This window comes from Chloracidobacterium sp. N (assembly GCF_018304765.1).
Classification (GTDB): domain Bacteria; phylum Acidobacteriota; class Blastocatellia; order Chloracidobacteriales; family Chloracidobacteriaceae; genus Chloracidobacterium; species Chloracidobacterium aggregatum.
Genome location: NZ_CP072642.1, coordinates 1,820,260 through 1,845,579, shown reverse-complemented (window position 1 = coordinate 1,845,579; position 25,320 = coordinate 1,820,260). Strand labels below are relative to the sequence as shown.

Below are 25,320 nucleotides of genomic sequence, written 5' to 3'. Positions count from 1 at the left end.
GCCCGCGCACCGCAACCGTGGAGGTTTTGCGTCATGAAACGGCGTGTCGTCGTCACTGGCGTCGGGGTGGTGAGCCCCCTTGGGCTGGATGTCCCGGCCACCTGGGAAGCCTTGCTGGCCGGGACGAGTGGGATTGGCCCCATCACGCGCTTCGACGCCTCGGCGTTTGCCGTCCGCATCGCCGGCGAGGTGCGTGGTTTTGACCCGGCGACGTTCATCGAGAAAAAAGAAATCAAAAAGATGGACCCGTTCATCCACTACGCCATCGCCGCCGCCGAGGAAGCGATGCGCGACAGTGGGTTGTGCATCAGCGGCGACAATGCGGCCCGGGTGGGGGTCCACATTGGGTCGGCGCTGGGGGGGTTGACCATCATCGAGCGCGAGCACACCAAGCTCCACCGTGAAGGCCCGCACCGGGTTTCACCTTTTTTCATCCCGGCGGCCATCATCAACCTTGCCAGTGGACAGGTTTCAATCCGCTTTGGGGCGAAGGGGCCGAATCTCGCTTCGGCCACGGCCTGTGCTTCCGGCGCACACGCCATTGGGGAATCCTTCCGTATCATTCAGGCAGGGGATGCCGATGTGATGCTGTGCGGGGGTGCGGAAGCGCCCGTAACGCCGACCGGTATTGGCGGTTTTGCGGCCATGCGCGCCCTTTCCACGCGCAACGCTGAACCGGCGCGGGCCAGCCGTCCATTTGACCGGCAGCGGGATGGCTTTGTCATGGGCGAGGGGGCGGCCGTTCTCGTTCTGGAAGAACGGGAACAGGCTTTGGCGCGGGGGAAGCGTCCGCTGGCGGAGGTTGTTGGCTTTGGGCAATCCGCCGACGCTTTTCACCTGACGCATCCAAGCGAGGTCGGCGACGGCGCGGCGCGGGCCATGCGGCAGGCGCTGGCCGATGCCGGCCTTGCCCCGGCCGAGGTTGGTTATCTCAATGCCCATGCGACAGGCACGCCGGCCGGGGATGCCGCCGAAGTGGCGGCCATCCATCAGGTTTTCGGCGGGGCGGCGACCTCGCTGGCGGTGAGTTCAACGAAATCCATGACCGGTCACCTGCTGGGGGCAGCCGGCGCGCTGGAAGCCGTCGTTGCGGTGCTGGCGTTGCGGGATGGACGCATCCCGCCGACGATAAATCTCGATGAACCGGAGTTTGACCTGGACTGTGTGCCTTGCAGGGCCCGCGAAATGTCCCTCGACTATGCCATGAGCAATGCTTTTGGCTTTGGTGGGGTCAACGTTTCACTGGTCTTCCGGCGGGCCGAAGTCTGAACGTTCCAGTTGGGAGGTCTTCTGCTGTGAAGTGTGTTGAACTTGCTGAACAGTTTGGGATTGAGCATCTCCGTCTCACCGAGCGTCCCCACCCGGAACTGAAGTTTGGGGAGGTTTTGGTTCGGGTACGGGCTACGTCCCTCAACTTCCGCGACCTGATGACTGTAACGGGCGTTTATAACCCCAAGCAGCCGCTCCCGTTGATTCCGCTGTCTGACGGTGTGGGGGAAGTCGTGGCGGTTGGGGATGGCGTGACGCGCGTTGCCGTTGGAGACCGGGTGGCCGGGATTTTCGCGCAGGGGTGGACCGCCGGTGAGCCGGCCGTGGAAAAGGTGCGCACAACGACCCTGGGTGGCCCGCTCGATGGCATGCTGACGGAATATCGCGCGCTTTCGCAGGAAGGGGTGGTCAAGGTCCCGGACTACCTGAATGACGAAGAAGCGGCCACCCTGCCCTGTGCGGCGCTGACGGCCTGGAGCGCGCTCATCACCCACGGACAGCTCAAGCCGGGGGATACCGTACTCGTCCAAGGGACGGGCGGCGTTTCCATCTTTGCCCTCCAGTTTGCCAAAGCGGCCGGCGCCCGGGTCATCATCACCTCCGGGAGTGATGAAAAGCTCGAACGCGCCAAAGCCCTGGGGGCGGATGAAGTCATCAACTACCGGCAGGCCCCCGACTGGGACAAAGCCGTGCGCGAAATGACTGGCGGCCGGGGGGTGGATCATGTCGTTGAAGTTGGCGGAGCCGGAACCCTGACCAAGGCGATTCGCTCGGTCCGGTTTGGCGGGCATATCAGCCTGATCGGAGTGTTGTCCGGGCGGACTGGCGAAATTGACATTGCGCCGGTGCTGATGCAGAACATCCGCGTGCAGGGCATCATCGTCGGGTCACGGGAGATGTTCGAGGCGATGAACCGTGCCCTGGAGCAGAACCGGATTCGTCCGGTAGTGGACAGAATCTTCACCCTTGAAGAGACACAGCAGGCGTTTGGGTTGATGGCGCAGGGTGGACACTTTGGGAAAATCTGCATTCGGATGGACTGAGGTGATTTCGATTTTTGGTGGGCGTGAGTTATGGCGGCAAGCCCTTCTGTGGCTTGCCGTTTGTGTTTTGGCGGTGGGGGCTGGGGCGGTGCACCAGTGGCAGACGGGGCGGATTGGGGTGTTGGGGGATTATGCCTACATCGTGGACACGGCATGGCGGATAGCGCAGGGGGAGGTGATGTACCGGGACTTCGGGTTGCCGCACTCGCCGCTGACGTTTCACGTGCAGGCGACGCTGATCAAGGTGTTTGGGTTCAGCTATGGGGTGACGGCGTGGTACTGCACGGTGGTGAACGTGGGGTACGTGCTGCTGACGTACGGGCTGGTGCGGGTTTTGGTGCCGGGGTGGTCTGGGGTGGCGTTGTGTGTGCCGCTGGTATGGCTGGCACCGCACAGTATTTATCCGCATCCGTTTTATGACCCGGACGCCTGTTGGCTGGTGTTGCTGAATCTGAACCTGCTGCACTGGGTGGCGACGCGGCGGGTGGGGGCGGTGGTGGCGTTTTTGGGTGGGGTGACGACGGTGTTGCCGGCGCTGGCGAAGCAGAATGTGGGGTATCCGTATGTGGTATTGGTGGTGGGGGTGGTGGTGTGGTGGGGGTGGGTGCGTAAGCGGTGGGCTGGTGGGCATGTTGGGGAGGGGAGCCAGGAAGAGAGCAAGGAAGAAAGAAAGGAAGAGGGGACAGAGGAACTGGATGTTGTGGGTTTGCGGTGGTTTGGGGCCGGGGTGGCGGCGGGCGTGGTCGGGGCGGTGGTGTGGCTGGGGCTGACCTGCGGGTTGGAGAACTATTGGTTCTGGATATTTGTCTCTGCCAGCCGCCGGTTGGCACGCCCTACCATTCCAGAGACCTACGGAAACTATGCGCCATGGGCTGTGGGGGGGGCGTTGGTACTTGGCTGGTGGCTGTGGCAGCGAAAAGGGGAGGGGGCACGCCCGTCCTGGGTGACAACCGCCAGTCTGGCGCTTTTGCTGGGGCCTTTTGTCGTGGTGAGCGCCATAACCTGGCTCTGTGGCCGCTTCTTCGTTGAGTTCGATTATCCGCTGCTGTCGCTGTGGGTTCCGGTCATGATCCTCACGCTGGTCGTTGGGTTGTGGCAACTGCCGTCAGCCTTGTCGGCGTCACAACCGGTTCGGGCGATGCTCCCGTGGATGGCTGTCATCCTGACATTCTTTTCGTTTCTCTCCCAAGGCTACACCCGGTCATCCTACGGAATATGGGCATGTTTCGCGCTCATGGTGGCCTATGCGGTGAGTCCGTTTGGCAGCGACCGCCGACAGCCGCTGGTGTGCTGGGGGATCGCCCTCACCCTGACGCTGGCGGCCATCCCCTACGTGTATCACAACATCCGGCTGCGCTATGTTGACCAGCGGGGAGCATCGTTGCAGACCGTCTCTTCGGGCCCCCTCCGCGGCTTTACGGCCTACAGTCCTCATCTCAGTAACTTTGCCGAATTGCTGGGTTTTGTGGCTGACCACATTCCTGAAGCCGAACCGGTGGTATGTATCCCACAGGAGGAACCGTTTTATGTGGTCACCGGGCGCCGCAACCCGCTTCCCATGGTCATCTTTGACCGGACAGCGACACCCTTTTCCCCGGAAAGCATTGTGGAAGAAGCCGGGCGCCGGCAGGTGAACTGGGTGATTGTCAAGCGGGTGCTGCAAATGGACTGGATTTTGGCCAAGGAGATCAAGGGCATTCCAGAGGCCTTTTCCAGAAAGTACCCCAAGGTGGCGCGGCTGAAGGGCTATGACATTCTGTATCGGTCGGCTCCGGCGCAAGCTGATTCACCCTGAGCAGGTAAGCCGCTATGCTATCCCTCCACCGAGCTTCGCCGTTCGGTGGGATTTTTCGTCACCAAGGAGACAACGATGAAACTACCCGGTCTGGACCGCCTGCCTGGTTTTGAGCGCGCCATGGAACAGATGCAGCAGAAGCAGGAGGAAATCAAGCGGGCGCTGGAAAGTGCGCGGTGTGAGGGGACTGCGGGCGGCGGCATGGTGCGCGTCACGGTTAATGGCCTCAAGCAGGTTGTGTCGGTCAAACTCGATGCCGAGGCGCTCGCCGACAAGGAAATGCTCGAAGCCCTGATTGTTGCTGCCGTCAACGAAGCCGGCCGCCGCGCGGATGAAGTTGCCCAGCAGCAGATGCAGCAGCAGATGACGGGTCTGCTCGGCAACCTGAAAATTCCCGGTATGTCCTAGCATCAGGCGTGTGCCTGAGCCTCTTATGGCAGAATTTGCGGAACCGATTGCCCGCCTGATTGACGAATTCAGGCGATTGCCGGGTATTGGCCACAAGTCAGCCCAGCGGCTGGCTTTCCACGTCCTGCGCGGCAGCGCCGAAGACGCCGAACGGCTCGCACTGGCCATCACCGAAGTCAAGTCCCGGATGACCTTTTGCTCGGTGTGCCACAACCTGACCGACATCGGGCAGGACCCATGTGCATACTGTACAAACCCGGCACGTGACCAACATCTGCTCTGTGTTGTCGAAGAGCCATACAACGTCTTTGCCATCGAGCGAACCGGCGAGTACAAGGGCCTGTACCACGTCCTGCACGGGGCCTTGTCCCCCCTCCGGGGGATTGGCCCCGACGACATCCACCTGCGCTCGCTGCTGGAACGCCTGCGCACCCTGGAGGTGACGGAAGTCATTCTGGCCACGAACCCGACCACGGAAGGCGAGGCCACGGCCAACTACATCGGCCGCCTGCTCAAGCCCATCGGCATTCGGACGACACGGCTGGCCATGGGGCTGCCGGTCGGAGGCGACCTCGAATATGCCGATGAAGTCACGCTGTACAAGGCACTGGCCTATCGGCGCGAATTGTAAGCCGTACGGTTTCCGGCGCTATGGTATCTGGCGGGGGACGGGCAGCGGATAACCCTGCTGCTGGGCCCGTACTTCGCCCTTCCGCCGCTCCCGTTTCAGCTCATCCAGGTAGTCGTCGAAATCCACCTGCATGGTGTGCCGCTTGGACCTGACATAGCGGGCAAACATGCGCTCCCGCTCCCGCGCGATGTCCCGCTCCATCGCCTCACGGGTGGGCAGGGCATACTCACCCTTGAGATAGGACGCCACCCACTGTCCCTGCGCTTCGGCCAGCGGCATGATCGCGCCCAGCGGCTGAAGCAGGCCGATGAAGAAGATGTTGGGAATGTCCGGCTTGAACACCCGCCGAAACAGTGGCAGATCATTGTCCGGCGCGGAGATGAAGTGCTCATCGAAGAAGGGAAAGGTCACTTTGTAGCCGGTGCAGTACACAATCACGTCCACATCCTCAACGCTGCCGTCGGCAAAGCGGACCTGGTTGCCCAGCAGTTCGGCGATGTTGGGTTTTGGCGTGATGACCCCGTGGGTGATGCGGTCCAGGATGCGTCCTGAAATCGTCGGATGCGCTTCACCGAAACGGTGGTCCGGCTTGGGCAGGCCATAGTCCTCCATCCGTCCTACGGTCAACCGCAGCGTCCACTCGAAGAGGCGTTGCCGTACGGACCACGGAATTTTGGCCGTCGTCACAATCTGGTCGAGGGGCCGGCCGAAAATGTATTTGGGAATGATGTACGCCCCGCGCCGCGCCGCCAGGTAGGTTCGTTTCGCCACTTCGCTGGCTTCGCAGGCAATGTCCATGGCGCTGTTGCCCATCCCCAGCACGACCACGTTCTTGTCGCGGAAGATGTCGTTATCCACGTAGTAGTGGGAGTGCAGCGTCAGTCCGTCGAATTCTCCGGGGAAGGGTGGTTCTGGATAGCGCGGGTCCCAGTGGTGACCGTTGGCGACAATGAGCGCGTCGTAGTGTGCCACCTGTCCGTTGTCGAGCGTAATGACCCACACCCCATCGTCCCGGCGCTCGGCCCACTTGACGCCGGTCTCGAACCGGATGCGGGACCGAAAGCCGAAGTGATCCACGTAAGCATCGAAGTACTCGGCAATCTGCGAGTGATGGGGAAAGACCGGATAGTGCTTCGGCATGGGGAAATCGGAATACTGCATGCGCTCGCGGGACGTGTTGATAAAGAGCCGGCGGTAAGCCGATGACATCCCGTTTTTGTTGCCGAAAACCCAGTTGCCGCCCACGCGGTCACTTTTTTCGTAGCAGTCAAAGTCAAAGTGATGCTCGTGAAGCGCCTTGGCAGCGGTGATGCCGGAGCAGCCCGCGCCGATGACGCAGACCTTGGGAAGTTCAGAACCTGTGCGTGCCATGGGTGAATGCAAGAAGCCTGGTGGTGTGAAACTGACGAAGGTATGGGCCTGGGGAGTCCACGCAAACCGGAGTGTAAAGCATCCTGCAACCCGGAGACACTCCCCGGTGCAGAAAGGCGTGCCGCCGGAAATGCCCGCCCGGTGAAAGCGTCCTTCACGTTGCACTTGGCTCTGGGCTATGTCATCACATGCGGCTATGACCGACCGCCGATTCTACGTCACGACACCGATTTACTACGTCAATGCCCGTCCCCATCTGGGGCATCTCTACACGACCCTGCTGGCCGATACCCTGGCGCGGCACTATCGCCAGCGCTGCTTCGAGACGTTTTTTCTTACCGGCACGGATGAGCACGGCCTGAACATCGAGCGGGCGGCAGCGGCCGCCAACCTGCCGGTCAAAGCCTATGTGGATGCCACTGTCGCCGAGTTTCAGCGCACGTTCGCGGCCTTTGGTCTCCAGCCCGATGACTGGATTCGCACGACTGATCCCGCCCACATTGCCGGCGCACAGACACTGTGGCGGCAGGTACGCGAGCGCGGCTACATCTACAAGGGACACTACGAAGGCTGGTACTGCCCAAGCTGCAATGAGTTCAAGGAGGAAGTCACGCCGGGCGAAGCGCCGGTGTGCGACATTCACCTGCGCCCGACCGAGTGGGTGGCCGAAGAGAGCTACTTTTTCAAACTGTCGGCCTTTCGTGACCGCCTGCTGGAGTTTTATGAAACGCAGCCCGAGGCCGTCCAGCCTGACACGCGCCGCAACGAAGTCAGAAGCTTCGTCGCCGCCAACCTGCGGGACCTCTCCATCAGCCGCATTTCGGTCAAGTGGGGAATTCCGGTGCCCGATGACCCGGCGCACACGATGTATGTGTGGTTCGATGCGCTGTCGAACTACATCACCGCGCTTGGCTACGGCAATGGGCGGCGGCAGGACTTCGACCGGTTCTGGCCGTATGTGCTGCACCTCGTCGGGAAGGACATCCTGCGTTTCCATGCCGTGTACTGGCCGGCGTTTCTGATGGCGGCCGGGTTGCCATTGCCCCGGCGCGTGTTTTCGCATGGCATGTGGCTGTCCGGCGGACGCAAGATGTCCAAGACGCCGGATGCCAGCGGGCGTTCCAACGCGATTGATCTGGATGTGCTCCGCCGCCACTTCTCCAACGATGTCGTACGTTATTTCTGCCTGCGCGAAATGGCCTACGGGCAGGACGGTGACTTCACCTATGAAGCTCTCATTGACCGCGCCAACGGTGATCTGGCTTCCGGGCTTGGGAATCTCGCCAGCCGGACGGTGACGCTCATCCGCAAAGCCTTTGGCGGCGCTGTGCCGAATGTGCCGCCGGATGCGCCGGAAGAGGCCCGCGCCATGGCTGCCACCATAGCCGAGCGGTTTGCCGCCCAGCGCCCGGTGTTCCTGGCGCATATTGAGCGTTTGGCGCTCAGTCGGGCGCTTGAAACCGCCTGGGAACTCGTGGCGCTGCTTGACAAGTATCTCAGCGACACTGCGCCCTGGAAACTCACGGCGCACCCTGGAGCGCAGCCGCGCCTGGCCACGATTCTGCATACGGCCGCCGAAGGGTTGCGGCATCTGGCCGTCTGGCTGTATCCCTTCCTGCCCGATGCCACGGGGCAGCTCTGGAACCGCCTGGGGCTGGCGGGACATCCGGCGGCGGTTGCGCCCGAAGACCTCTCATGGCAGCGTTTTGAGGGGGCTGTGGTTGCTGACGGCCCCGGACTTTTTCCACGTCTGGATAAAACAGCCATTATGAACGACATCGAGAACACGTCACGGCCAGGGACACCGGAGTTGACGGCCGCGCCCTCCCAGGCAGCGGAACCGTCACCGGCAGGTGGTGAAAGCGGCTACATCACGATTGATGATTTTGCCAAAGTGGAGCTGCGGGTGGGGCAGGTGCTGACAGCCGAGCGCGTCCCGAAGGCGGACAAGCTGCTGTGCCTGCAGGTGGATGTCGGCGAGACTGCGCCGCGTCAAATCCTGGCCGGCATTGCCCAGTACTATGCCCCAGAAACGCTCATCGGACGGAAAATCGTCGTCGTCACCAACCTTGCCCCGCGCAAACTGCGGGGGCTTGAATCCAACGGCATGCTGCTGGCGGCTTCGGTCGGAGAGCAGGGGCGGCCGGTGATTGCCACGTTTGCCGAAGACGTACCCAACGGTGCGCGGCTCAAGTAGGGACGGTTTCTTCACCCCCCGATGCAAGTGCTATTTCGCGGCGGAGAAGTTCAGAAAGACCATGCAGACCAAACTCCTGACCAGGCGTTTTGATACGCCCAACTCACGCAGTATCGCCACCTACCTGGCCGATGGCGGCTACGCCGGCCTCAAAAAGGCCCTGACCGGCATGCAGCCGGCGGAGGTCATCGAGGAAGTCAAAAAGTCCTCCCTGCGTGGGCGCGGCGGGGCTGGTTTTCCCACCGGGATGAAATGGGGCTTTGTGCCCGTCAACTCGCCCAAACCGAAGTATGTCGTGTGCAATGCCGACGAAAGTGAGCCGGGGACGTGCAAGGACCGCGAGCTGATGGAAAAAGACCCGCACCAGCTCATCGAAGGCCTGCTCATTGCCGCCTATGCGCTGCTGTCAAAGCAGGTGTTCATCTACATCCGGGGCGAATACTGGTATCTGATCGCCATTCTCGAACAGGCGATTGCCGAAGCCCGGGAACATGGTTTCGTCGGGAAAAACATCTGCGGCACATCATTTGAATGTGAAATCGTCGTGCATCCGGGGGCCGGGGCCTACATCTGCGGCGAGGAAACGGCGCTGCTCAACTCACTGGAGGGCTACCGGGGGCATCCCCGGATCAAGCCGCCGTTTCCGGCGGTTGCCGGACTGTATGGCTGTCCGACGGTTGTCAACAACGTCGAGACCTTCTGCGCCGTGCCGCACATCATCGTCCATGGCGGCGACTGGTACCGCAGCTTGGGAACGGAAAAATCCGGTGGGACAAAAATCTTTTCCGTCAGCGGTCACGTCAATCGTCCGGGGAACTATGAAGTCCGCATGGGCTATCCGCTCAAGCAGCTCATTGAGGAGGACTGCGGGGGCATCCGTGGGGGGCGCAAGCTCAAGGCCGTCATTCCGGGTGGCTCATCGGTTCCGATCATGACGGCCGAGGAGGTCGAGCAGGCGACGCTCGACTACGAAGGCATGGTCAAGGCCGGCTCGATGCTCGGTTCGGGCGGGGTCATCGTCATGGATGAAACGACGGACGTTTTCATGACGACCTACAACCTCATCCACTTCTACAACCACGAGTCCTGTGGCTGGTGCACGCCATGTCGGGAGGGGACGGACTGGCTGCTCAAGCTGTTCAAAAAGATTGCGCGCGGCGAGGGCACGACGGCTGACCTGGACACCATCCGGCGGTTGTGCCCGAATATCGAGGGCCGGTCACACTGTCCGCTGGGTGATGCGGCAGTGTGGCCGATTACGAGTGCGATGAAGAAGTTTCCCGAAGACTTTCTCAAGCACGTCAAGCCGGCGACGGCGGTGCCCTCGGCAGCCTGAACGATGACGGACGTTGCCCACCGCGCCATCTTTTTTGACCGGGACGGCACGCTCAACGAGGAAGTCGGCTACATCAACCACGTGTCCCGTCTGCGCCTGCTGCCGGCGGCAGCGGCGGCCGTCCGGGCCGTCAATGCTGCCGGGTGGCGGGCCATTGTGGTGACAAACCAGGCCGGGGCAGCGCGGGGCTATTTTCCGGGCTGGATGATTGAGGCCGTCCATGCCCGGTTGCGGGAAGAACTCGCCGCCGCTGGGGCGCGGCTCGATGCGATTTACGTCTGCCCGCACCATCCAACCGTCGGCGAGCCGCCCTACCGGCTGGATTGTGAGTGTCGCAAGCCCAAGCCCGGTTTGCTGCTTCAGGCGGCGCGTGACTTTGGGCTGGAACTTACGCAGTGTGTCGTTGTTGGCGACCGCTACAGTGACGTGCAGTTGGCGCACCGGGTGGGCGCGCAGGGCGTGCTGGTGCTTACGGGTTACGGGCGGGGCGAGTATGAGTATCAACGGGAGCAGTGGTCCGGTTGGCCGGACTACGTTGCCGAAGATGTTCTGGACGCCGTGACCTGGGTTCTGGAGAGGCAGGGCGCCCCGTCCGTCGCCCCACCGAAGGCCGGCTCATGACGACGAATGCGACGCCATCCGACGGGGCAACCCGCTGGTTCTATCCGCTGCTGCTGGCGCTCGTCTTTGCCGTTCTGGTGTGGGGAAGCTGGCGGAGGTGGGGCAATCCATTCGTGGATTTTGGCATCGAGCTGTATGTTGCCTGGCAGTTGTCCGAAGGGAAGCATCTGTACCGGGACATCGTGTGGTTGGGCGGGCCGCTGTCGCAGTACACGAATGCACTGTGGTTCCGGTTGTTTGGGGTGTCCTATCTGACCCTGTCGCTGGTCAACATCGCGTTCGTGGCCGGTCTGACGGTGCTGCTCTATCGCTTTTTCACCCGGACGATTGAGCGGGCCGCCGGCTTCACCGCCGGGTTGGTCCTGCTCGTCGTGTTTGCCTTTCAGGCCTATGAAACCGACGGAAGCTGGGATTACGTCGCGCCCTATCGTCATGAAGCCGTTCACGGCCTTGGGTTGGCCATCCTGGGGCTGGCTATCTTTGCCACGTATCTCAGGCAGGGTGGGAAATGGCGTTCCTTTGGCGTTGGTCTCTGCTTTGGCGCGGTTTGCCTGACAAAGATTGAACCATCCGTGGCCCTGGCCGGGGCGCTGGCTGGTGGCTACTGGCTCGGCTTCAACTACCTGCCGCCCCGACGGGAACGATGGCGACAGGATATAGGCTGGTTTGTCGGCGGTGTCGCGGTCGTGCCGGTTGGATTTGGCCTGTACCTTGCTACCCAGATGCCGTTGGGGGTGGCCCTGACGGGCTTGCTTGGGAACTGGCTGAATGTGGCCCGGACGGATGCCGTCGGACAGGTGTTTTACCAGCGCGTCATGGGACTGGGGCGCTGGAGGGAAAACCTCCTCCGTATGGGGGGCGGTTGCGGGGCGTTTATCGGCGTCCTGGGCGTATTTACCGGTCTGGAAGTGGCGCTGCGCAGGGTGACACGCGGATGGGTGGTTTGGTCCGGGGCCGCCTTTTTGGTCACCTGGCTCATTGCCCACACGTGCATGCCATGGGCTTTCTTTTTGCGCCCACTCCCACTGCTGACCGGACTGATCCTCGCCGGTGTGGCCTGGACGACCATGCACTGTTCTGATCAGACGCAGCTTGCACAGCGGTGGATTCCCCTTACGGTCTGGTGCGTGTTCGGGCTGCTGCTGCTGGGGAAACTCGGACTGGCAGCCCACGCCGGCCAGTATGGTTTCACGCTGGCGTTGCCGGCCACGGTGCTGCTGGCGGTGAGCGCCATCAGCCTCTGGCCGGAGTTCATCCGGGCGAAGGCGTGGGGCACGGGTGCGCTCGTCCGCTGGGGAAGCGCCGGGGTGTTGGTGGCCTTTTTTCTGGCAGCGCAGGAAAGCCGTAGCTACTTCCACTCGGCAAAGACCATACCGCTCGGCGCTGGCGCCGACCGCATGCAGACCTTCGGACCGCCGCTGAGCGAGACCGGGGGCATCACGGCTGCGGCGCTGGAGAACATGGCGCAGACCATGCCACCGGGGGCAACGCTGGTCGTCATCCCGGACGGCATTGTTCTCAACTACCTGCTACGGCGTGAAAACCCGACGCCGTACACCGTTTTCGATCCCGTTCTGATGGCGGTCTATGGTGGGGAGGAACGGGTGGTGGAAACACTGACGGCTCATCCGCCCGATTACATTGCCCTGGTGCAGCGTAACTTTTACGAATACGGACTGGCCCCCTTTGGACAGGACCCACGCTTTGGACGCACCATCCTGGCCTGGGTTGACAAGCACTATGAGGTGGTGCAGGTCTATGGAGCGCCGCCGATTGGCGAGGCCTTTGGCATTGCGCTGCTGCGCCGTAAAGCCACTTCCGGCGAGGCGGCAAGCCATGCGCCGTGACGGGTTTGCCAAGCTCCCGGGACTTGCTTAGTATGGCCCGCCGATTACCAGAGACTGGCCCGCGACGGTAAGGGTGTGAAAAGTACCGAACACTGTATGCGCACTGTGGAGTGGACGCCGGCTGGCGTGCGTGTCATTGATCAGCGCGTTTTGCCCGGCAGGGAGACATATCATACGTACGCAACCTATGAGGAGGTTGCTGAGGCCATTCGGACGATGGTGATCCGTGGGGCCCCGGCCATTGGCGTGGCAGCGGCGTTGGGCATTGCCTTGGGCGTTCGGGCAAGTGTGGCCGCCGGGGAAGACCTCCCGGCGGCTTTCGAGCGGATTTGCCAGACGCTGGCCGCCACCCGCCCGACCGCCGTCAACCTGTTCTGGGCCATCGAGCGCATGCGTCGCAGGTTTGAACATCTGCGCGCCGAAAAGACGCCTGAAGCACAGATTGCGGAAGCCCTGCTGGCGGAAGCCCAGGCCATCCATGCGGAAGACATTGCCACCTGCCGCCAGATTGGTCGCCACGGCGCGGAACTCATTCCCGATGGCGCAACCGTACTGACCCACTGTAACGCCGGCGCACTGGCAACGGCTGGCTATGGGACGGCGCTGGGAGTGATTCGCACGGCCGTCGAGCAGGGAAAGCGGATTACCGTTTACGCTGACGAAACCCGTCCTTTTTTGCAGGGCGCACGCCTGACGACGTGGGAACTGATGCAGGACGGCATACCGGTGACGTTGATCTGCGACAACATGGCCGGTCACTTCATGAAGCTGGGGCGCATTGACTGTGTTGTTGTCGGCGCTGACCGGATTGCCGCCAACGGTGACACCGCCAACAAGATTGGCACCTACATGGTCGCCGTGCTGGCCCAGCGCCATCGCATTCCATTCTATGTGGCCGCGCCGGTTTCCACCTTGGACCTGACCCTTGAAACCGGCGATGGCATTCCGATTGAAGACCGCGCCGCACAGGAAGTCACGCATATTGCGTCCGTACCGGTGGCGCCCGCTGGTGTGGCCGTTGCCAACCCGGCCTTTGACGTGACGCCACACGATCTCATCACCGGGATTATTACGGAGCGTGGGGTTGCCTACCCTCCCTTTACCGTGTCGTTGCGCCGGTTGGCGGCCGGCACATGACCACTCCAACACGCATGTTTTCGCTGGAACAAAAAGTCGGGCAGTTGTTGTTCATCGGCTTGCCCGGTCCAACCCTGGATGCCGAAGCACAGCAGCTTGTCAAGTCCATCCAGCCGGGTGGCGTCATTCTCTTCGCCCGTAATCTGGAGTCCCCGCAGCAAACGGCCGAACTGACAGCCGACATCCGCCGCTTCAGTCGGGTGATGCCACTCATCTCGATTGACCAGGAAGGCGGGCGTGTGGACCGCCTCCGCCACCTGGCCGGGCCGATGCCCTCGGCAAAGCAAATTTCACTTGCGGACGATGCCAAGCTGGCCTTTGAACTGGGGGTGGTGACGGCGGATTTGCTCCGGCTGCTGGGCTTCAACATGAACTTTGCCCCGGTGCTCGACATCGAGGCCGCCAACGATCAGCCCAACGGGCTGGAAGAACGTTGCTGGGGTGGGCAGGCCATGACGGTCATCCGCTTTGCCGGGACCTACCTCGAAGGTTTGCAGAACCACGGCATTCTGGGGTGCGGCAAACACTTTCCGGGTCTGGGCGACACAGCCGTGGATTCCCACCACGCCCTGCCCACCGTCAACCGTTCGGAAAAGCAGCTTCTGGCGGAAGACCTGCGGGTTTATGCCGACCTGTTCAGCACGCTCTACACCCGTGTCCCGGCGGTGATGACCGCCCATGCCAGTTATCCGGCCTTTGACGGTCACAGCGGTATTCCGGCCTCGCTGTCCCGCAACGTCGTGACGGACCTGCTCCGCAAGCGCATGGAGTTTTCCGGCATCGCTATTTGTGACGATCTCGAAATGGGCGCCATCCAGAAAACCGTTGAGTTTTCAGAAGCTGTCGTCCGTGCCGTCGAAGCCGGTAACGATATGCTGCTTGTCTGTAGCCGTCCTGACCTGATGCAGGAAGCCCAGACGACGCTCGTGCGCGCTGTGGAGACCGGGCGAATTCCCCGGTCGCGTCTGGAGGTCTCGATTGACCGGATTGCCAAAGTCAAGGCCATGGTCATGGCTCCCTATGCCTACAGCGCCGAAGCGTTCCGCCGGGCAACAGAGCGGTTGGCCGTCCTTCACCGGGCGGTGATGGGGTCAGCCGCGCCACAGGAAAGTCTGTCCTGAAGAGAAAATCGGCCCATGACGTTGGGTGCACAGCGGTGGCTTCGATTCCTGGCGCTGACCGGCGTGCTGGTGACGACGGCCTATCTCCTGTCCTATTTCGTGACCCGGCGCGCGCCCTCCAGGCCGCCAGATGTGGCACGCCGGGACCTCACCCCGGACATCGAGGTTGTTTCCAACGATTTCCAGTACCTTCACAAAGAAGGCGACATCACCCGGCTGATCCTCCGGGCGAAGCGGGATACGGCTTTTGTGAACGGACAGCACAAACTCGAAGGCGTTGAGTTGCAGACATTTGACGCCCAAGGACAGCCTACGGGCAAGCTGACGGCCGAAACCTGTGACTATGATCCAACGGCGCGGACTTCGGATTTCAGGGGCAACGTCGTGCTGACGACGACCCAGGGCCTGACCGTTAAAACCGAGTCCATCCGCTATGACCGCGAGGCTGAAGCGGCCACCACGTCCGACCCGGTGCAGTTCGTCCGCGGGCGTGTGAGCGGAGAAGCCAGGGGGGCGCAGTTCGATGGCAAGGCCGACCGGCTGGTGTTGGAAAAGGACGTGCGCACGACCGTTACCCCTGAAAAGCCAACCCAGCCCACGACCGTCATCACTGCCGGTCGGGCTGAATATCTGGCCCGCGAAAAACGCCTCGTGCTTGGCCAGGGGGCGCGGGTGACACAACGCGGGGATGCCCTTGCGGCGCAAACCCTGATCGCTCAACTCGATGACGCCCAGCGCCTCCGCCGGGTCGAAGCCCAGACGGCGGCCACCTTGCAGAGTGCCGAAAAAGGTTTTGTTCTGACGGCCTCGGTGCTGACCTTCGACTTCGATCCCCTGGGAGGGCTGACGCAGGCCGTCGGTACGGGGCAACCTGTCCTCCGGCAGCAAACCGGGACTGAACACCGCGAAGTGACCGGCGAGCGTCTGGAAGCTTCCTTTACCCGTGGCGCAAATGCCAGTGAGATCACACGGGCGCAGGCAACCGGCAACGCGCACCTGCACATTGAGCCGGTCAGTACCACGGCTGGCCGGACGCCGGAGCGGAAAAACCTTCAATCCGACACGCTGCGCGTGACTTTTGCGCCGGGGGGACAGGTCATGCAGAGCGCCGAGGCGGATGGGGCTGCCGTCCTGACCGTAGCGCCACTGGCACCGACGCCGCGCAGCGAAAGCAAAATCCTCCGCGCACCACGTCTCACGGCAGACTTTTACCCCGACGGAAAAGTGCAGACCTGTACAGCCACCGGCGGCGTCGAGATGCGGGCCGAGCCGGCGCTGGACAACTCACTGCGGATTCCCCGCCGGACGACGAGTGATCGGGCGGAAGCCACGTTTGATGCAGCGCAGGGCGAGCTGGTCCGTATTGTGCAAACCGGCCAGGTGGCTTTCGAGGAAGGTCCACGCCAGGCGCGGGCCGAGCAGGCCACATTTCTTCGGGCGCAGGAAGTCGTCGAGTTGCGCGGTCGTGAAAAGCGTCCGGTCGTATGGGACGAGACCTTGCGGGCAGAGGCCCGGGAACTCGACCTGTCCACGGCGGCACGCTCCCATGTGGCGCGCGGCGACGTGCGTACGACGTACTACGAAGCCCGCCAGACCGGCAACACGGGGATGTTCGGGCAGCCAATGGCACCTGTTTTCATCACGGCGCAGGAAGCGCAGGTCGAACCACAGCGGGCCGTCTTCACCGGCGAAGCGCGCTGCTGGCAGGGAGACAGCTTCGTACGTGGCGACCGGTTGGAACTGTTCAAGGCTGACCGCCGCCTGACGGCAACCGGGCACGTCTCCACGGCCTTTTACCGCCTGGCCCGTCCTGCCTCACCAAAAGCTGCATCCACTCCCGAAGATGCCCCGGTGTTTGGTACGGCGCAGACCTTTACCTACAGCGATGTGGAGCGGCGGGCGCGCTACACCGGAGATGTCAGGTTGACGCAGAGCGACACGACGCTGACAGCCGGGGAAGTCGAAATCGAGCTGGCTGCGCGTGAGAACCGGCTGGAGCGCCTGACGGCCACCAATCAGGTGGTCATCGTCCAGCCCGGCCGCCGGGTGACGGGCGATCTCGCCCGGTACACAGCGGCCGACGACCGCTACGTGGTGGTTGGCAATCTCGCCCGGGTCGAGGATGTCGAGCGCGGGGTGTCCGTGGCACCGGAGATTTCCTTCGTCAAATCAGAAGGGAGTGTCCGGGCTTCAGGCGGCGCGAAAGGTCAGCGCATCCGCACGACCTACCAGCCCAAGCCATAGGTTTCTACGGGGTGGCCTGGGTGAGCTGAAACACGGCGCGCAGTTCACCGGCCGGTTGTTGGCGGTGGGTCAGAATGGGCTGGCTGTACTTTGCCATGAGCGCCGCGTACGGCTGAGCACCGAGCAGCTCCAGGTGCCGGAGCACCTCCAGTACGACCGTATTGCGGGCGCGGAAGCTGTCGCCATCCTCAATCTTGACTGCTAGACCAAGCGCATCGGGAAAGCGATCGCTCGCCGGGACGGCAACAGCGTGGACACCTTCCGCGCCGACCTTCGAGAGCAGGTGCCCCGGTACGGCGCGCATCAGGTCCGTGTCAATGCGCTCGGTTCCGCCGATGAGTTCGGGATGCGCCAGCATGGCCGTCGCCACCCGCCGGCTTTCCTCCGGGTAAGGGGAATGGGCAAAGAGCCGGGCATAACCAACGGCCAGGTTCTGGAGTGGCACGGCCCAGGTAGGCACTGTGCAGCCATCCAGGCCACGGGGCATGGCTCCCACTGCCACGTTGCACATCGTGGCGATGGTGTTGGCAATTTCAGTCTGAAGCGGGTGTGTCGGAGCATCGTAATCCGCGGTCGCAAAACCGGCTGCGAGACAGCCAGCCAGCATGCCGGCGTGTTTGCCGGAACAGTTGTTGTGCAATGCCGTGATGGTGACCCCGGCAAGGCGGCGGGCCGCAGCGCGGTTGAACGGCGGATGCGTGCCGCACCGGAGCGCGTCTGCCGTAAGTCCCAGTCGGCTGAGCAATCCGGCAACGACGGCCGTATGTTCCGGCTCGCCATTGTGTGAAGCGGCCATGATGGCCAGTTCGCGCGTGGTGAGAGCAAAGCGTTCGGCGGCGCCGGTGCGGAGTACGGCCATGGCCTGAAAAGGCTTGGCCGCCGAGCGCAGGAAACAGAGCCAGTTCGGATCGCCTACGGCGGCCACAATCTGTCCGGTGGCGGTCGCGGCCACGATGGCGCCCCGGTGACGCGACTCCACGGCTGAGCCGCGCCAGACTTCGACGAGAACCGGTGCGCCCTGATTTGGCGATGCCTGATGTGGCGATGAAGGATGTGCCGGCATGAAGTTTCAAGCCCGGTGATTGGCGACGATGCGCCCCACGAGGTCGTAGGTATGGGTGGCTGTAATCTCCACGTGGACGAGGTCGCCCGGTTGTGGCGGCGCGAAGCCTTCCGGCGCGTCGGTAATGAGCACCCGCCCGTCAATGCCCGGCGCCTGGGTGGCCATCCGGCCCTGCCAGATCAGGTCGCTGTCGTCAGAAGGCCCTTCAAACAACACTTCGACGACACGGCGTTTGAACTGCCTGAGACGCTGTTTGGAGAGTCGTGCCTGCAACCGCATCAGCTTTGCCCGACGGGCTTCGGCCGTGCGGGAGGGCACTTTGTCCGGCAGGTCAAAGGCTGGCGTGCCGTCCTCGTCGGAGTAGGTAAAGACGCCGACCCAGTCGAAAGCCTGGGCTGCGCAGAAGTCAAGCAGCACCTCGAAATCCGCCTGAGTTTCGCCGGGGTAGCCAACGATGAAGGTCGTCCGCAGGGCAACCCCCGGCACCCGCTCACGGATGCGCGCAATGAGTTTTTCCATAAACGACCGTGAACCGGGCCGGCGCATGGCGTGCAGCATCCGGGTCGCCGCATGCTGGAGCGGCATGTCAATGTAGGGGCAGAGCTTTGGTTCGCTGGCCAATACATCGAGCAGCGCGTCGCTGATGCGGGTGGGATAGGCGTAGAGAAACCGTATCCAGGTGATGCCCTGTACTTGCGCCAGGGCGCGCAGCAGGTCGGCCAGTCCGTGTTTCAGCCCCAGGTCTTCCCCGTAGCTTGTCGTATCCTGTCCGATGAGGATGATTTCCCGGACGCCTTCCTCTGCCAGGCGTTCGACTTCGGCGAGAATCGAGCCGATGCGCCGGCTGCGCAAATTGCCGCGCATCTGCGGAATGGAGCAAAACGCGCAGGGATGGTCACAGCCCTCGGCAATCTTGACGTAGGCATAGTGCCGGGGGGTGGTCCGTTGGCGCGGGGTGGTCTCGCTGTAGAGATAATCAGCGTCCGGCCGCGTACGCTCGCGCTGGGGGACGCCGCCTCGTGGACGAAGCACGACCGGCCGGGGCGTGACGGTGGCCGCAGGCGTACGGAGCAGATGTGGCAGTTGCTCCAGTTCATTCGTGCCGATGAAGGCATCCACTTCCGGGAGTTCTGCCGGCAGTTGCTGGCGGTAACGCTCGACCAGACATCCGGCCACGATGAGTCGCCGTCCTGGCCGTTCGGCCTTGAGCGCCGCCATCTCCAGGATGGTGTCTATGGATTCCTGCTTGGCCGCTTCAATGAAGCCGCAGGTGTTGACGACGATGACATCGGCGCTACCGGCATCGTCGGTGAGGGCATAGCCGCTTTGCGCGGCCAGGCCGAGCATGACTTCACTATCAACCAGATTTTTGGGACAGCCCAGGCTGACCATACCAAGGCTTGGTTTGGGAGCTGTCATGATGTCAGGTGCGCCTTTCCGTTGACCGGGATGGATGTCAAAGCCTGTAGCTTACGTCACTGGCTGTCGAACAGCGAAGTCAAATACGCAAGATTGCCGAGCGGCGAGCGCATTTCACCGAAGCAGCCATCGTCCCGAAGCTGAAGGTAGCCGGTGGCCGGTGGCTGGCGCTCGATGGCACGCCGGATGGCCGGTTCACCCAGCCTGGAAGGCGTGGCCTCGCCGGCGCGGGTCAGGGCGATGAGCGCCAGCGTGGCGCGTTCGAGGTCTTCCCTTGGCTGGTTGACGCGGTGCAGGAAGGCGTCAGGTGTCCCGTGCCATGTGGAACGGACGGGTTGCGGTGGCGCACCGTCCACGGCCTGGGGAAGCGTCTGTTCAAGGGCGCTGCGCTCGCCGAGAAACAACCAGTCATCCAGAAAGCATGCCGCCCGTCCGTCCCGGTGCGTTGACGCAGCCAGCGGGATACCGGTTGCGCCCAGACTCAGGTTGGCGATGCTGGCACCATCCGCGCGCAGGTAACGGTCCAGCGTCGGCAGGAGACGGGTGCGGTCACGGACTGGCACGCCCAAAATCAGAGCGGTTGGAGTTCTGCGGCCGGGGTCAACCACCAGCCACTGCTCGCCAAGGAAGTCATCGAGGGCTTCCTGGGGGCGAATCCCATAGCGTTCGCGCAGTCCAACCACCAGCTCCCGGCTCAGAAACGCCACCGGAGCCGGGCTGCGGGCCGCAAGGGCAAGCTGTACCTGATCAAGCGCCGTGAGCGGTTGTGCCAGTCCGACGGCCGTCAGTCCACCGGTCGGCGGCAGGAATCGCTCCACACGGGGCGTCGCCAGCGCCGGACGCAAATGTGGCCGGAGGGCGGCGACGATATTCGGGTGCAGCGCCAGATGGTAACGCTCCACGACCTGTCCCGCCTGAACGTCGAGGCTGTAGCCCAGTCCGTTGGAAAGTCCGGTCAGCAGGGCCGTCAGCAGTGATTGTTCCTGACCGTTGGCCGAGATAGTGCCACCAGCGCCGGGGAGTCCCTGCCTGAGCCGAAGCGCGGCTTCCAGCCCTGCCGGATTGATGAACGCAAAAAGCCAGGACGATTGACCTTGCACCGTTTGACGGGCGTCTTCAAAGGCGGGAACTCCGGCAAGGGGCGGTCGGCGGCCGTCGGCGACATCAAGACAGGCCCGCAGGGCGGCTTCGTGATTGGCCAGAAAGAGCAGGTCGCCGCGTGTGGCCGCCCAGAGTGTCGCTTCAGGACGCGCTGGCGAGCGAAAGCACAGCACCTGACCGCCAGCATCAGCGTGGTCGGAACGCTGCGGGTCCGGGCCAAGCAGCCGGCGCGCCACGAGCGGGAGCCGCTCCTGCGCGAGGCTGGTGAGTTCTGCCCCAGACAGCCCGGTGGCGAGGCACAGCGTCAGTTGGGGCGTCACATCCAGCGTCGCGCCCTCCGCAGACGGCGGAGCCGCGGGCTTGCCCGGATTTGAGCCGGGCGTGTCTGACGGGGCCGCCGCAGGGGGAGGCGTGACTTCGGCGGTGATGCCCGTCACGATCAGCCCCCAGCGGGCGCGGGCCAGCAGGCGTGCTTCCGCGGGGCCAATGTCGAACCACTCGATGAGCCGGCCCCCGTGTAGGACATCCTCGAACTGTCCGGGAGTGCCAATAGCGGATTTGAGGTCTTTCCAGAACGACAGCTCTTCAAGGCGACGCAGTCCGTCCGGCAGCGAACCGGCTTCGATGAAGACCAGTGCCTCCCGTGGGCTGTAGCGTGCCAGATCGGGTGACGCCGGTTGCGGCCGCAGCCACAGCATCCAGAGCAGCATCCCAACCAGCGCCAGCCCAAGAGCAAACCATCCACCGTGGCGTGTGAGGTAGGACCCTGTGCGTGCCTTCACGCCCGCGACTCTAGTGCGTTTGGGGCGTGGGTGCAATGAACCACCTGGAGACCGGCGAGGGGGAAGCCGGCCGGGGGCCGTCACCAATTGGTTGAAAGTGCAGCACTTTGTATCGTCTTCACGTACACCTTTCTCAAAAAGAGGTTGACGTGCCGGGAGCGTGGTGATAACCATACGGCACGCAAAAGAACAGGGCAGTTGTCATCACGGGGCGTACCCTCATTTGCTCCAAGGCTTACATCGCTTGCACTGCGTGGCGTGCGCTTTCCAGAGCCAGGTTGACGTTTTCTCTACAAGTGACGAGTGCGTTGGAATGCATGACGCAGTGGCGCAAACAGATTCGTTGAGCCGCGGTCGGAGCTGGCGCCGGGTCCGCTGGCCGCTGTCATTGCCTTTGGTTGCTGACAGGCCGGATTCTGTCTTTTCCAAGCTTGCTGTTTATTTATCCCACTCCTGCGAGAAATGGAGGCCGTAGCTTTGCCATGGGACTGCTGGGTTTCGGTAGTGCCAAAACCACGGTTGGTATTGACATCGGTTCGAGTGCCGTCAAGGCGGTGGAACTCAAACCGCTCAAAAATGGCTTTGAACTCATCGCCATCGGCCATGCCAATCTCATACCCGATGCCATCGTGGATGGTCACATCATTGACCTCAACCACGTCAGCGATGCCATCGGTCGCCTCTTGGGGGAGCACAACATCAAAGCCCGGGATGTTCATACGTCGGTCTCCGGGCACTCGGTCATCGTCAAGAAAATTGAAGTCTCCTACATGAGCGATGATGAGCTGGCCGAACGGATTCAGTGGGAAGCCGACCAGCACATTCCCTTCGATATTACGGACGTCAATCTGGATTACTCCGTCGTGGGCCGCGATCCGGCCAGTGGTGTCATGCAGGTGCTGCTGGTGGCCTGCAAGCGCGACAAGATTGCCCAATATACGACGGTCATTTCACAGGCCGGGCGAAATCCGGTCGTCATTGACGTGGATGCCTTTGCCCTGCAAAACGCCTACGAAGTCAACTACCAGCCCATGCCGACCGCCACGGTGGCGCTGCTCGATATGGGTGCGACTGTGACGAGCATCAACATTGTCCGGGGCTCAAACTCGGTCTTTACCCGTGATATTTCGGCCGGCGGCAATCAATACACCGATCTGCTCCAGAAAGAGTTGGGGCTGACCTTTGAGCAGGCCGAAGCCCTGAAACGGGGTGTTCCGACAGACAATGGTTTGCAGCCGAGCGATGCCCAGTCGCTGATTGATTCGGTGACGGACATTCTCGCCATGGAAGTTCAGAAAACGATTGACTTCTGGCGCGCCACCAGTTCGTCGGATGTGGCGCCTATAGACCGGGTGCTGGTTGCCGGAGGTAGCTCGAAAATATCCGGTTTGACGTCTGCCTTCTCGGAACGGTTTGGGATTCCGGTCGAGCGGTTCAATGCTTTCAACCCTTCCCGGATTATCGTGAATCCGCGGAAATTTGATGAAGAGTATATTCGTGAAATGTCACCTACGATGGCTGTAGCGGTCGGGCTGGCCGCGCGTCCGCCCGGGCAGTAGGGCTGCGGCCAGCAGGGGGAGCCAGCCGGGGAACACGTGGAAAGTTTGTTCGTACCTGGTCCAACTCGTGCCTCGTGACACAGGCGTGATAGAAAGGGAGTCGGTCGGGCATCTGATGCCGGCTGACGAACATTTTGAATATGCCGAAAATCAATCTTGCCACAAGTGCGGTTAGCGAGCCGACACCTACCATTGCCCCCGCTCCTGTCCGGGGGGTGGCGCAGATCATTCTGGTGATCATTGCGCTCGTGGTGGTGCTCGGCTTTTACCTCGGTGACAGTGTTTACAGTAACGATCTTGCCCGCAAGGCCAAGGAACATCTGGAGCAGGCCAAGAAACAAAAGGCCGAACTGGAGCAGGTCAAGAAAGAGCGGGATGAGTATGAGAAAAAGAAAAAGTTGCTGGAGACACGCCTGGAAATCATCAAAAAACTTGATGCCGAGCGGCGTGGCCCGGTCGGGGTGATGTCTCAGGTCAATGCGCGCATTCCTGCTGGTGTCCGGCTGGAGCGGATCAGTCTGCGGGGTAACAGTGTCACCATCGAGGGCGTCGTGGACCGGGCTGAAAAGGACCGGGAAAAGAAAAACCGGGACATCATCACCGAGTTTGCACAACAGCTCGAACTTCGCTCGAACGGTCTCTTCACCAATGTCAACCCAACCTTCCAGGAGACGGGCCAAACCCTGCCGGATGCGACCGAGCAGCAGTCACTGAAATTTACAATCGTCTGTGACTATAACCCGCCTCAGCCGGCAGCACCGCCGGGTTCTGCCCAGGCGGCACAAACTGGAAAATAGCGAGGAGTTCACGCCATGCTTGATCGCATTCCTTTGTGGGCGCAAATCCTCATCATCATTTTGGGGGTTCTCGTGGTGTGCTTCCTCATTGACCTCACCCTGTTTAGTGACGTGCGAGCCCAGGCCGAGAAGGATGAGAAGGAAGCACAAAAACTGGATGCTGAAGTCCGCGAGCTGGAAAATGTCCGCGTGCAGCTCAACGACTACAAGAAAAAGATCGAAGAATACATGCGTGACCTGCAGGCGTATCGGGCCAACATCCCCGAAGAGGTGCGCCTGTCTGAAACCCTGGCACAGCTACAGCGAATCGCGCAGGCGCGTTCGGCGGTCGTCCGTGAATTCCGTCCCGGTAACGTTCAGAAGCGAGGCTTCTATTATGAGAAGCCGGTCAGTATCAAAGCCGGTACAACGTACGACCAGATTGGCCAGCTTTTTGCCGACATTGCAGCGCTCCAGCGCATCGTCCGGGTGTCGGATGTGGAAATCCGGCAGGCCAGCGCCCAGACACCGAAGCTGACCATCGAGGCCAGCTACCAGCTCACGACGTTTTTTGCTTCGGAGAAGGACATTCTGGGGACTGAGGATGAGCCGAAGTAGAAACGGCATTCGGTCTGGGCAGATGTGCCAGACCGGATGAAGTCATAAGGTTTTTGCGGATTGGGGGGGCAGGTCAGTCGAACATCGAGGAAAAACCCCATGGGTATTCACACTGTTTATCGTACACGCCGAACCACGTTTGTCATCGGCCTGGCTTGCCTGGCGCTTCCGGGACTGATGGGGACGACATTTGCCCAGTCGCCCTCGTCGGTGGCCCGGAAGGCGACGGCCGGGTTGTCGTCATCCACAGAAAATCAGGGTCCGGGAAGTCAGGGTGGGACGGCTTCGGGTCCGCCTGCCGATGCTATCTCTCCAAACTACACCGGAACCGGGCGTGACCCGTTCCGTCGTTCAGGCGATCCCTTCAAGGACAGCGCCAAGGTTCGGGAGCCGTTTCGCCCGCCGGTCACAGACCTTCCCTATCCTGACTTCCCTACGCGGGAAGCCAAATGGCGTGAAATTCGTGACCGTCGTCTGGAGCAGGGGCAGCCTCCCCCGGCGGAATCGGAAAAGTACCTGGTGGAGGAGTTGACCGTCATCGGGATTTACTCGACGGAGCGTGGCCTTGGTGCCCTGCTCAAGGACCAGAAGCTGGGCACGACCATGTTCGTGCGTGAAGGCTCAAAGTTCTGGAATGGCTCGGTCATCAGTATCCAGCGTGCACCCCGTTCGTTTGGTGTTGGTGATGCCCAGGTTGTGGGGCGGGTGACGTGTTCGGAGATTATCGTGCGGAGCAATGGGCAGCTCGTCACCAAGCAGCGTTTTCTTGATTATGCTCCAAAAACTCCGGGAGGGGGCCGCACGGCCGGTCAGTAGCACCCGTTGCCGTCACCCGGTACGGAAACTGGTGCCCGGTACGGAAACTGGTGAAGGTGGTGGGGCCGGTCCGGTGGGCTGGCCCGTGGGAAGGCGGGTTGGAAAGCGGCCAGCCTATGAAAGGCTCGGCAGGTCCTGGATGACTTTCTTCCCTGCACGTTCAGAG

The 25,320-nt window shown here is 62.2% G+C and carries 20 protein-coding genes; 16 read left to right on the top strand and 4 right to left on the bottom strand.

Annotated elements, in window-relative coordinates; translation table 11 throughout:
- The first annotated feature begins 33 nt into the window (after positions 1–33).
- From fabF to recR, 5 genes are all read left to right on the top strand, one after another.
- Positions 34–1,269, top strand: a complete 1,236-nt coding sequence (gene fabF, locus J8C05_RS07635; RefSeq protein WP_211421644.1) for a beta-ketoacyl-ACP synthase II — start codon at positions 34–36, stop codon at positions 1,267–1,269.
- Positions 1,270–1,295: 26 nt separating this feature from the next.
- The gene (locus J8C05_RS07630; protein ID WP_211421643.1) at positions 1,296–2,312 is read left to right on the top strand and encodes a zinc-dependent alcohol dehydrogenase family protein; all 1,017 of its coding nucleotides are present in this window, start codon (positions 1,296–1,298) and stop codon (positions 2,310–2,312) included.
- An 88-nt stretch (positions 2,313–2,400) separates the two neighbouring features.
- Positions 2,401–4,107, top strand: coding sequence for a TgpA N-terminal domain-containing protein (locus J8C05_RS07625; protein WP_246840681.1), 1,707 nt, complete (start codon positions 2,401–2,403; stop codon positions 4,105–4,107).
- A 75-nt stretch (positions 4,108–4,182) separates the two neighbouring features.
- On the top strand, positions 4,183–4,515 hold the full coding sequence (locus tag J8C05_RS07620) for a YbaB/EbfC family nucleoid-associated protein (protein WP_014100036.1): 333 nt from the start codon (positions 4,183–4,185) through the stop codon (positions 4,513–4,515).
- Positions 4,516–4,540: 25 nt separating this feature from the next.
- Complete coding sequence (recR, locus tag J8C05_RS07615; protein ID WP_211421642.1) at positions 4,541–5,146, top strand: recombination mediator RecR; 606 nt, start codon at positions 4,541–4,543, stop codon at positions 5,144–5,146.
- A gap of 18 nt (positions 5,147–5,164) precedes the next feature.
- Here the strand turns inward: recR and J8C05_RS07610 are convergent, their stop codons facing one another.
- Positions 5,165–6,517 (bottom strand): flavin-containing monooxygenase, encoded by a 1,353-nt coding sequence (locus tag J8C05_RS07610; protein WP_211421641.1) that lies wholly within the window; start codon positions 6,515–6,517, stop codon positions 5,165–5,167.
- A 196-nt stretch (positions 6,518–6,713) separates the two neighbouring features.
- On the opposite strand from J8C05_RS07610, the gene metG reads away from it, so the two are divergent.
- From metG to lptC, 7 genes are all read left to right on the top strand, one after another.
- On the top strand, positions 6,714–8,714 hold the full coding sequence (gene metG / locus J8C05_RS07605) for a methionine--tRNA ligase (RefSeq protein WP_211421640.1): 2,001 nt from the start codon (positions 6,714–6,716) through the stop codon (positions 8,712–8,714).
- A 61-nt stretch (positions 8,715–8,775) separates the two neighbouring features.
- The gene (gene nuoF / locus J8C05_RS07600; protein ID WP_211421639.1) at positions 8,776–10,050 is read left to right on the top strand and encodes an NADH-quinone oxidoreductase subunit NuoF; all 1,275 of its coding nucleotides are present in this window, start codon (positions 8,776–8,778) and stop codon (positions 10,048–10,050) included.
- A gap of 3 nt (positions 10,051–10,053) precedes the next feature.
- Positions 10,054–10,671: a D-glycero-alpha-D-manno-heptose-1,7-bisphosphate 7-phosphatase gene (locus tag J8C05_RS07595; RefSeq protein ID WP_211421638.1), complete on the top strand. Its 618-nt coding sequence runs from the start codon at positions 10,054–10,056 to the stop codon at positions 10,669–10,671.
- A complete protein-coding gene (locus tag J8C05_RS07590; protein ID WP_211421637.1) occupies positions 10,668–12,518 on the top strand; it encodes an ArnT family glycosyltransferase in 1,851 nt (616 codons plus the stop codon). Before J8C05_RS07595 ends, J8C05_RS07590 begins: the two co-directional genes overlap by 4 nt.
- A gap of 96 nt (positions 12,519–12,614) precedes the next feature.
- Positions 12,615–13,655 (top strand): S-methyl-5-thioribose-1-phosphate isomerase, encoded by a 1,041-nt coding sequence (gene mtnA, locus J8C05_RS07585; RefSeq protein ID WP_211421636.1) that lies wholly within the window; start codon positions 12,615–12,617, stop codon positions 13,653–13,655.
- Positions 13,652–14,776, top strand: coding sequence for a beta-N-acetylhexosaminidase (gene nagZ / locus J8C05_RS07580; protein WP_211421635.1), 1,125 nt, complete (start codon positions 13,652–13,654; stop codon positions 14,774–14,776). The genes mtnA and nagZ overlap by 4 nt, the downstream gene beginning before the upstream one ends.
- Before the next feature lie 15 nt (positions 14,777–14,791).
- Entirely contained in the window at positions 14,792–17,020 is a 2,229-nt protein-coding gene (gene lptC, locus J8C05_RS07575; protein ID WP_211421634.1) for an LPS export ABC transporter periplasmic protein LptC, read from the top strand.
- 4 nt (positions 17,021–17,024) lie between these two features.
- Here the strand turns inward: lptC and J8C05_RS07570 are convergent, their stop codons facing one another.
- The 3 genes from J8C05_RS07570 to J8C05_RS07560 are packed head-to-tail and all read right to left on the bottom strand — an operon-like array spanning position 17,025 to position 21,385.
- Positions 17,025–18,083 carry an asparaginase gene (locus tag J8C05_RS07570; protein WP_211421633.1) on the bottom strand — a complete coding sequence of 353 codons (1,059 nt, stop codon included), beginning with the start codon at positions 18,081–18,083 and terminating at the stop codon, positions 17,025–17,027.
- A gap of 6 nt (positions 18,084–18,089) precedes the next feature.
- The gene (gene rimO / locus J8C05_RS07565) at positions 18,090–19,502 is read right to left on the bottom strand and encodes a 30S ribosomal protein S12 methylthiotransferase RimO (RefSeq protein ID WP_211421632.1); all 1,413 of its coding nucleotides are present in this window, start codon (positions 19,500–19,502) and stop codon (positions 18,090–18,092) included.
- 56 nt (positions 19,503–19,558) lie between these two features.
- Entirely contained in the window at positions 19,559–21,385 is a 1,827-nt protein-coding gene (locus tag J8C05_RS07560; protein ID WP_211421631.1) for a hypothetical protein, read from the bottom strand.
- A 482-nt stretch (positions 21,386–21,867) separates the two neighbouring features.
- On the opposite strand from J8C05_RS07560, the gene pilM reads away from it, so the two are divergent.
- From pilM to J8C05_RS07540, 4 genes are all read left to right on the top strand, one after another.
- Entirely contained in the window at positions 21,868–22,944 is a 1,077-nt protein-coding gene (gene pilM / locus J8C05_RS07555) for a type IV pilus assembly protein PilM (RefSeq protein ID WP_211421630.1), read from the top strand.
- Between the two features lie 140 nt (positions 22,945–23,084).
- A complete protein-coding gene (locus tag J8C05_RS07550; protein WP_211421629.1) occupies positions 23,085–23,741 on the top strand; it encodes a PilN domain-containing protein in 657 nt (218 codons plus the stop codon).
- A 15-nt stretch (positions 23,742–23,756) separates the two neighbouring features.
- Entirely contained in the window at positions 23,757–24,338 is a 582-nt protein-coding gene (locus tag J8C05_RS07545; protein ID WP_211421628.1) for a type IV pilus inner membrane component PilO, read from the top strand.
- Between the two features lie 99 nt (positions 24,339–24,437).
- Positions 24,438–25,154: a hypothetical protein gene (locus J8C05_RS07540; RefSeq protein WP_211421627.1), complete on the top strand. Its 717-nt coding sequence runs from the start codon at positions 24,438–24,440 to the stop codon at positions 25,152–25,154.
- Positions 25,155–25,320: the final 166 nt, after the last annotated feature.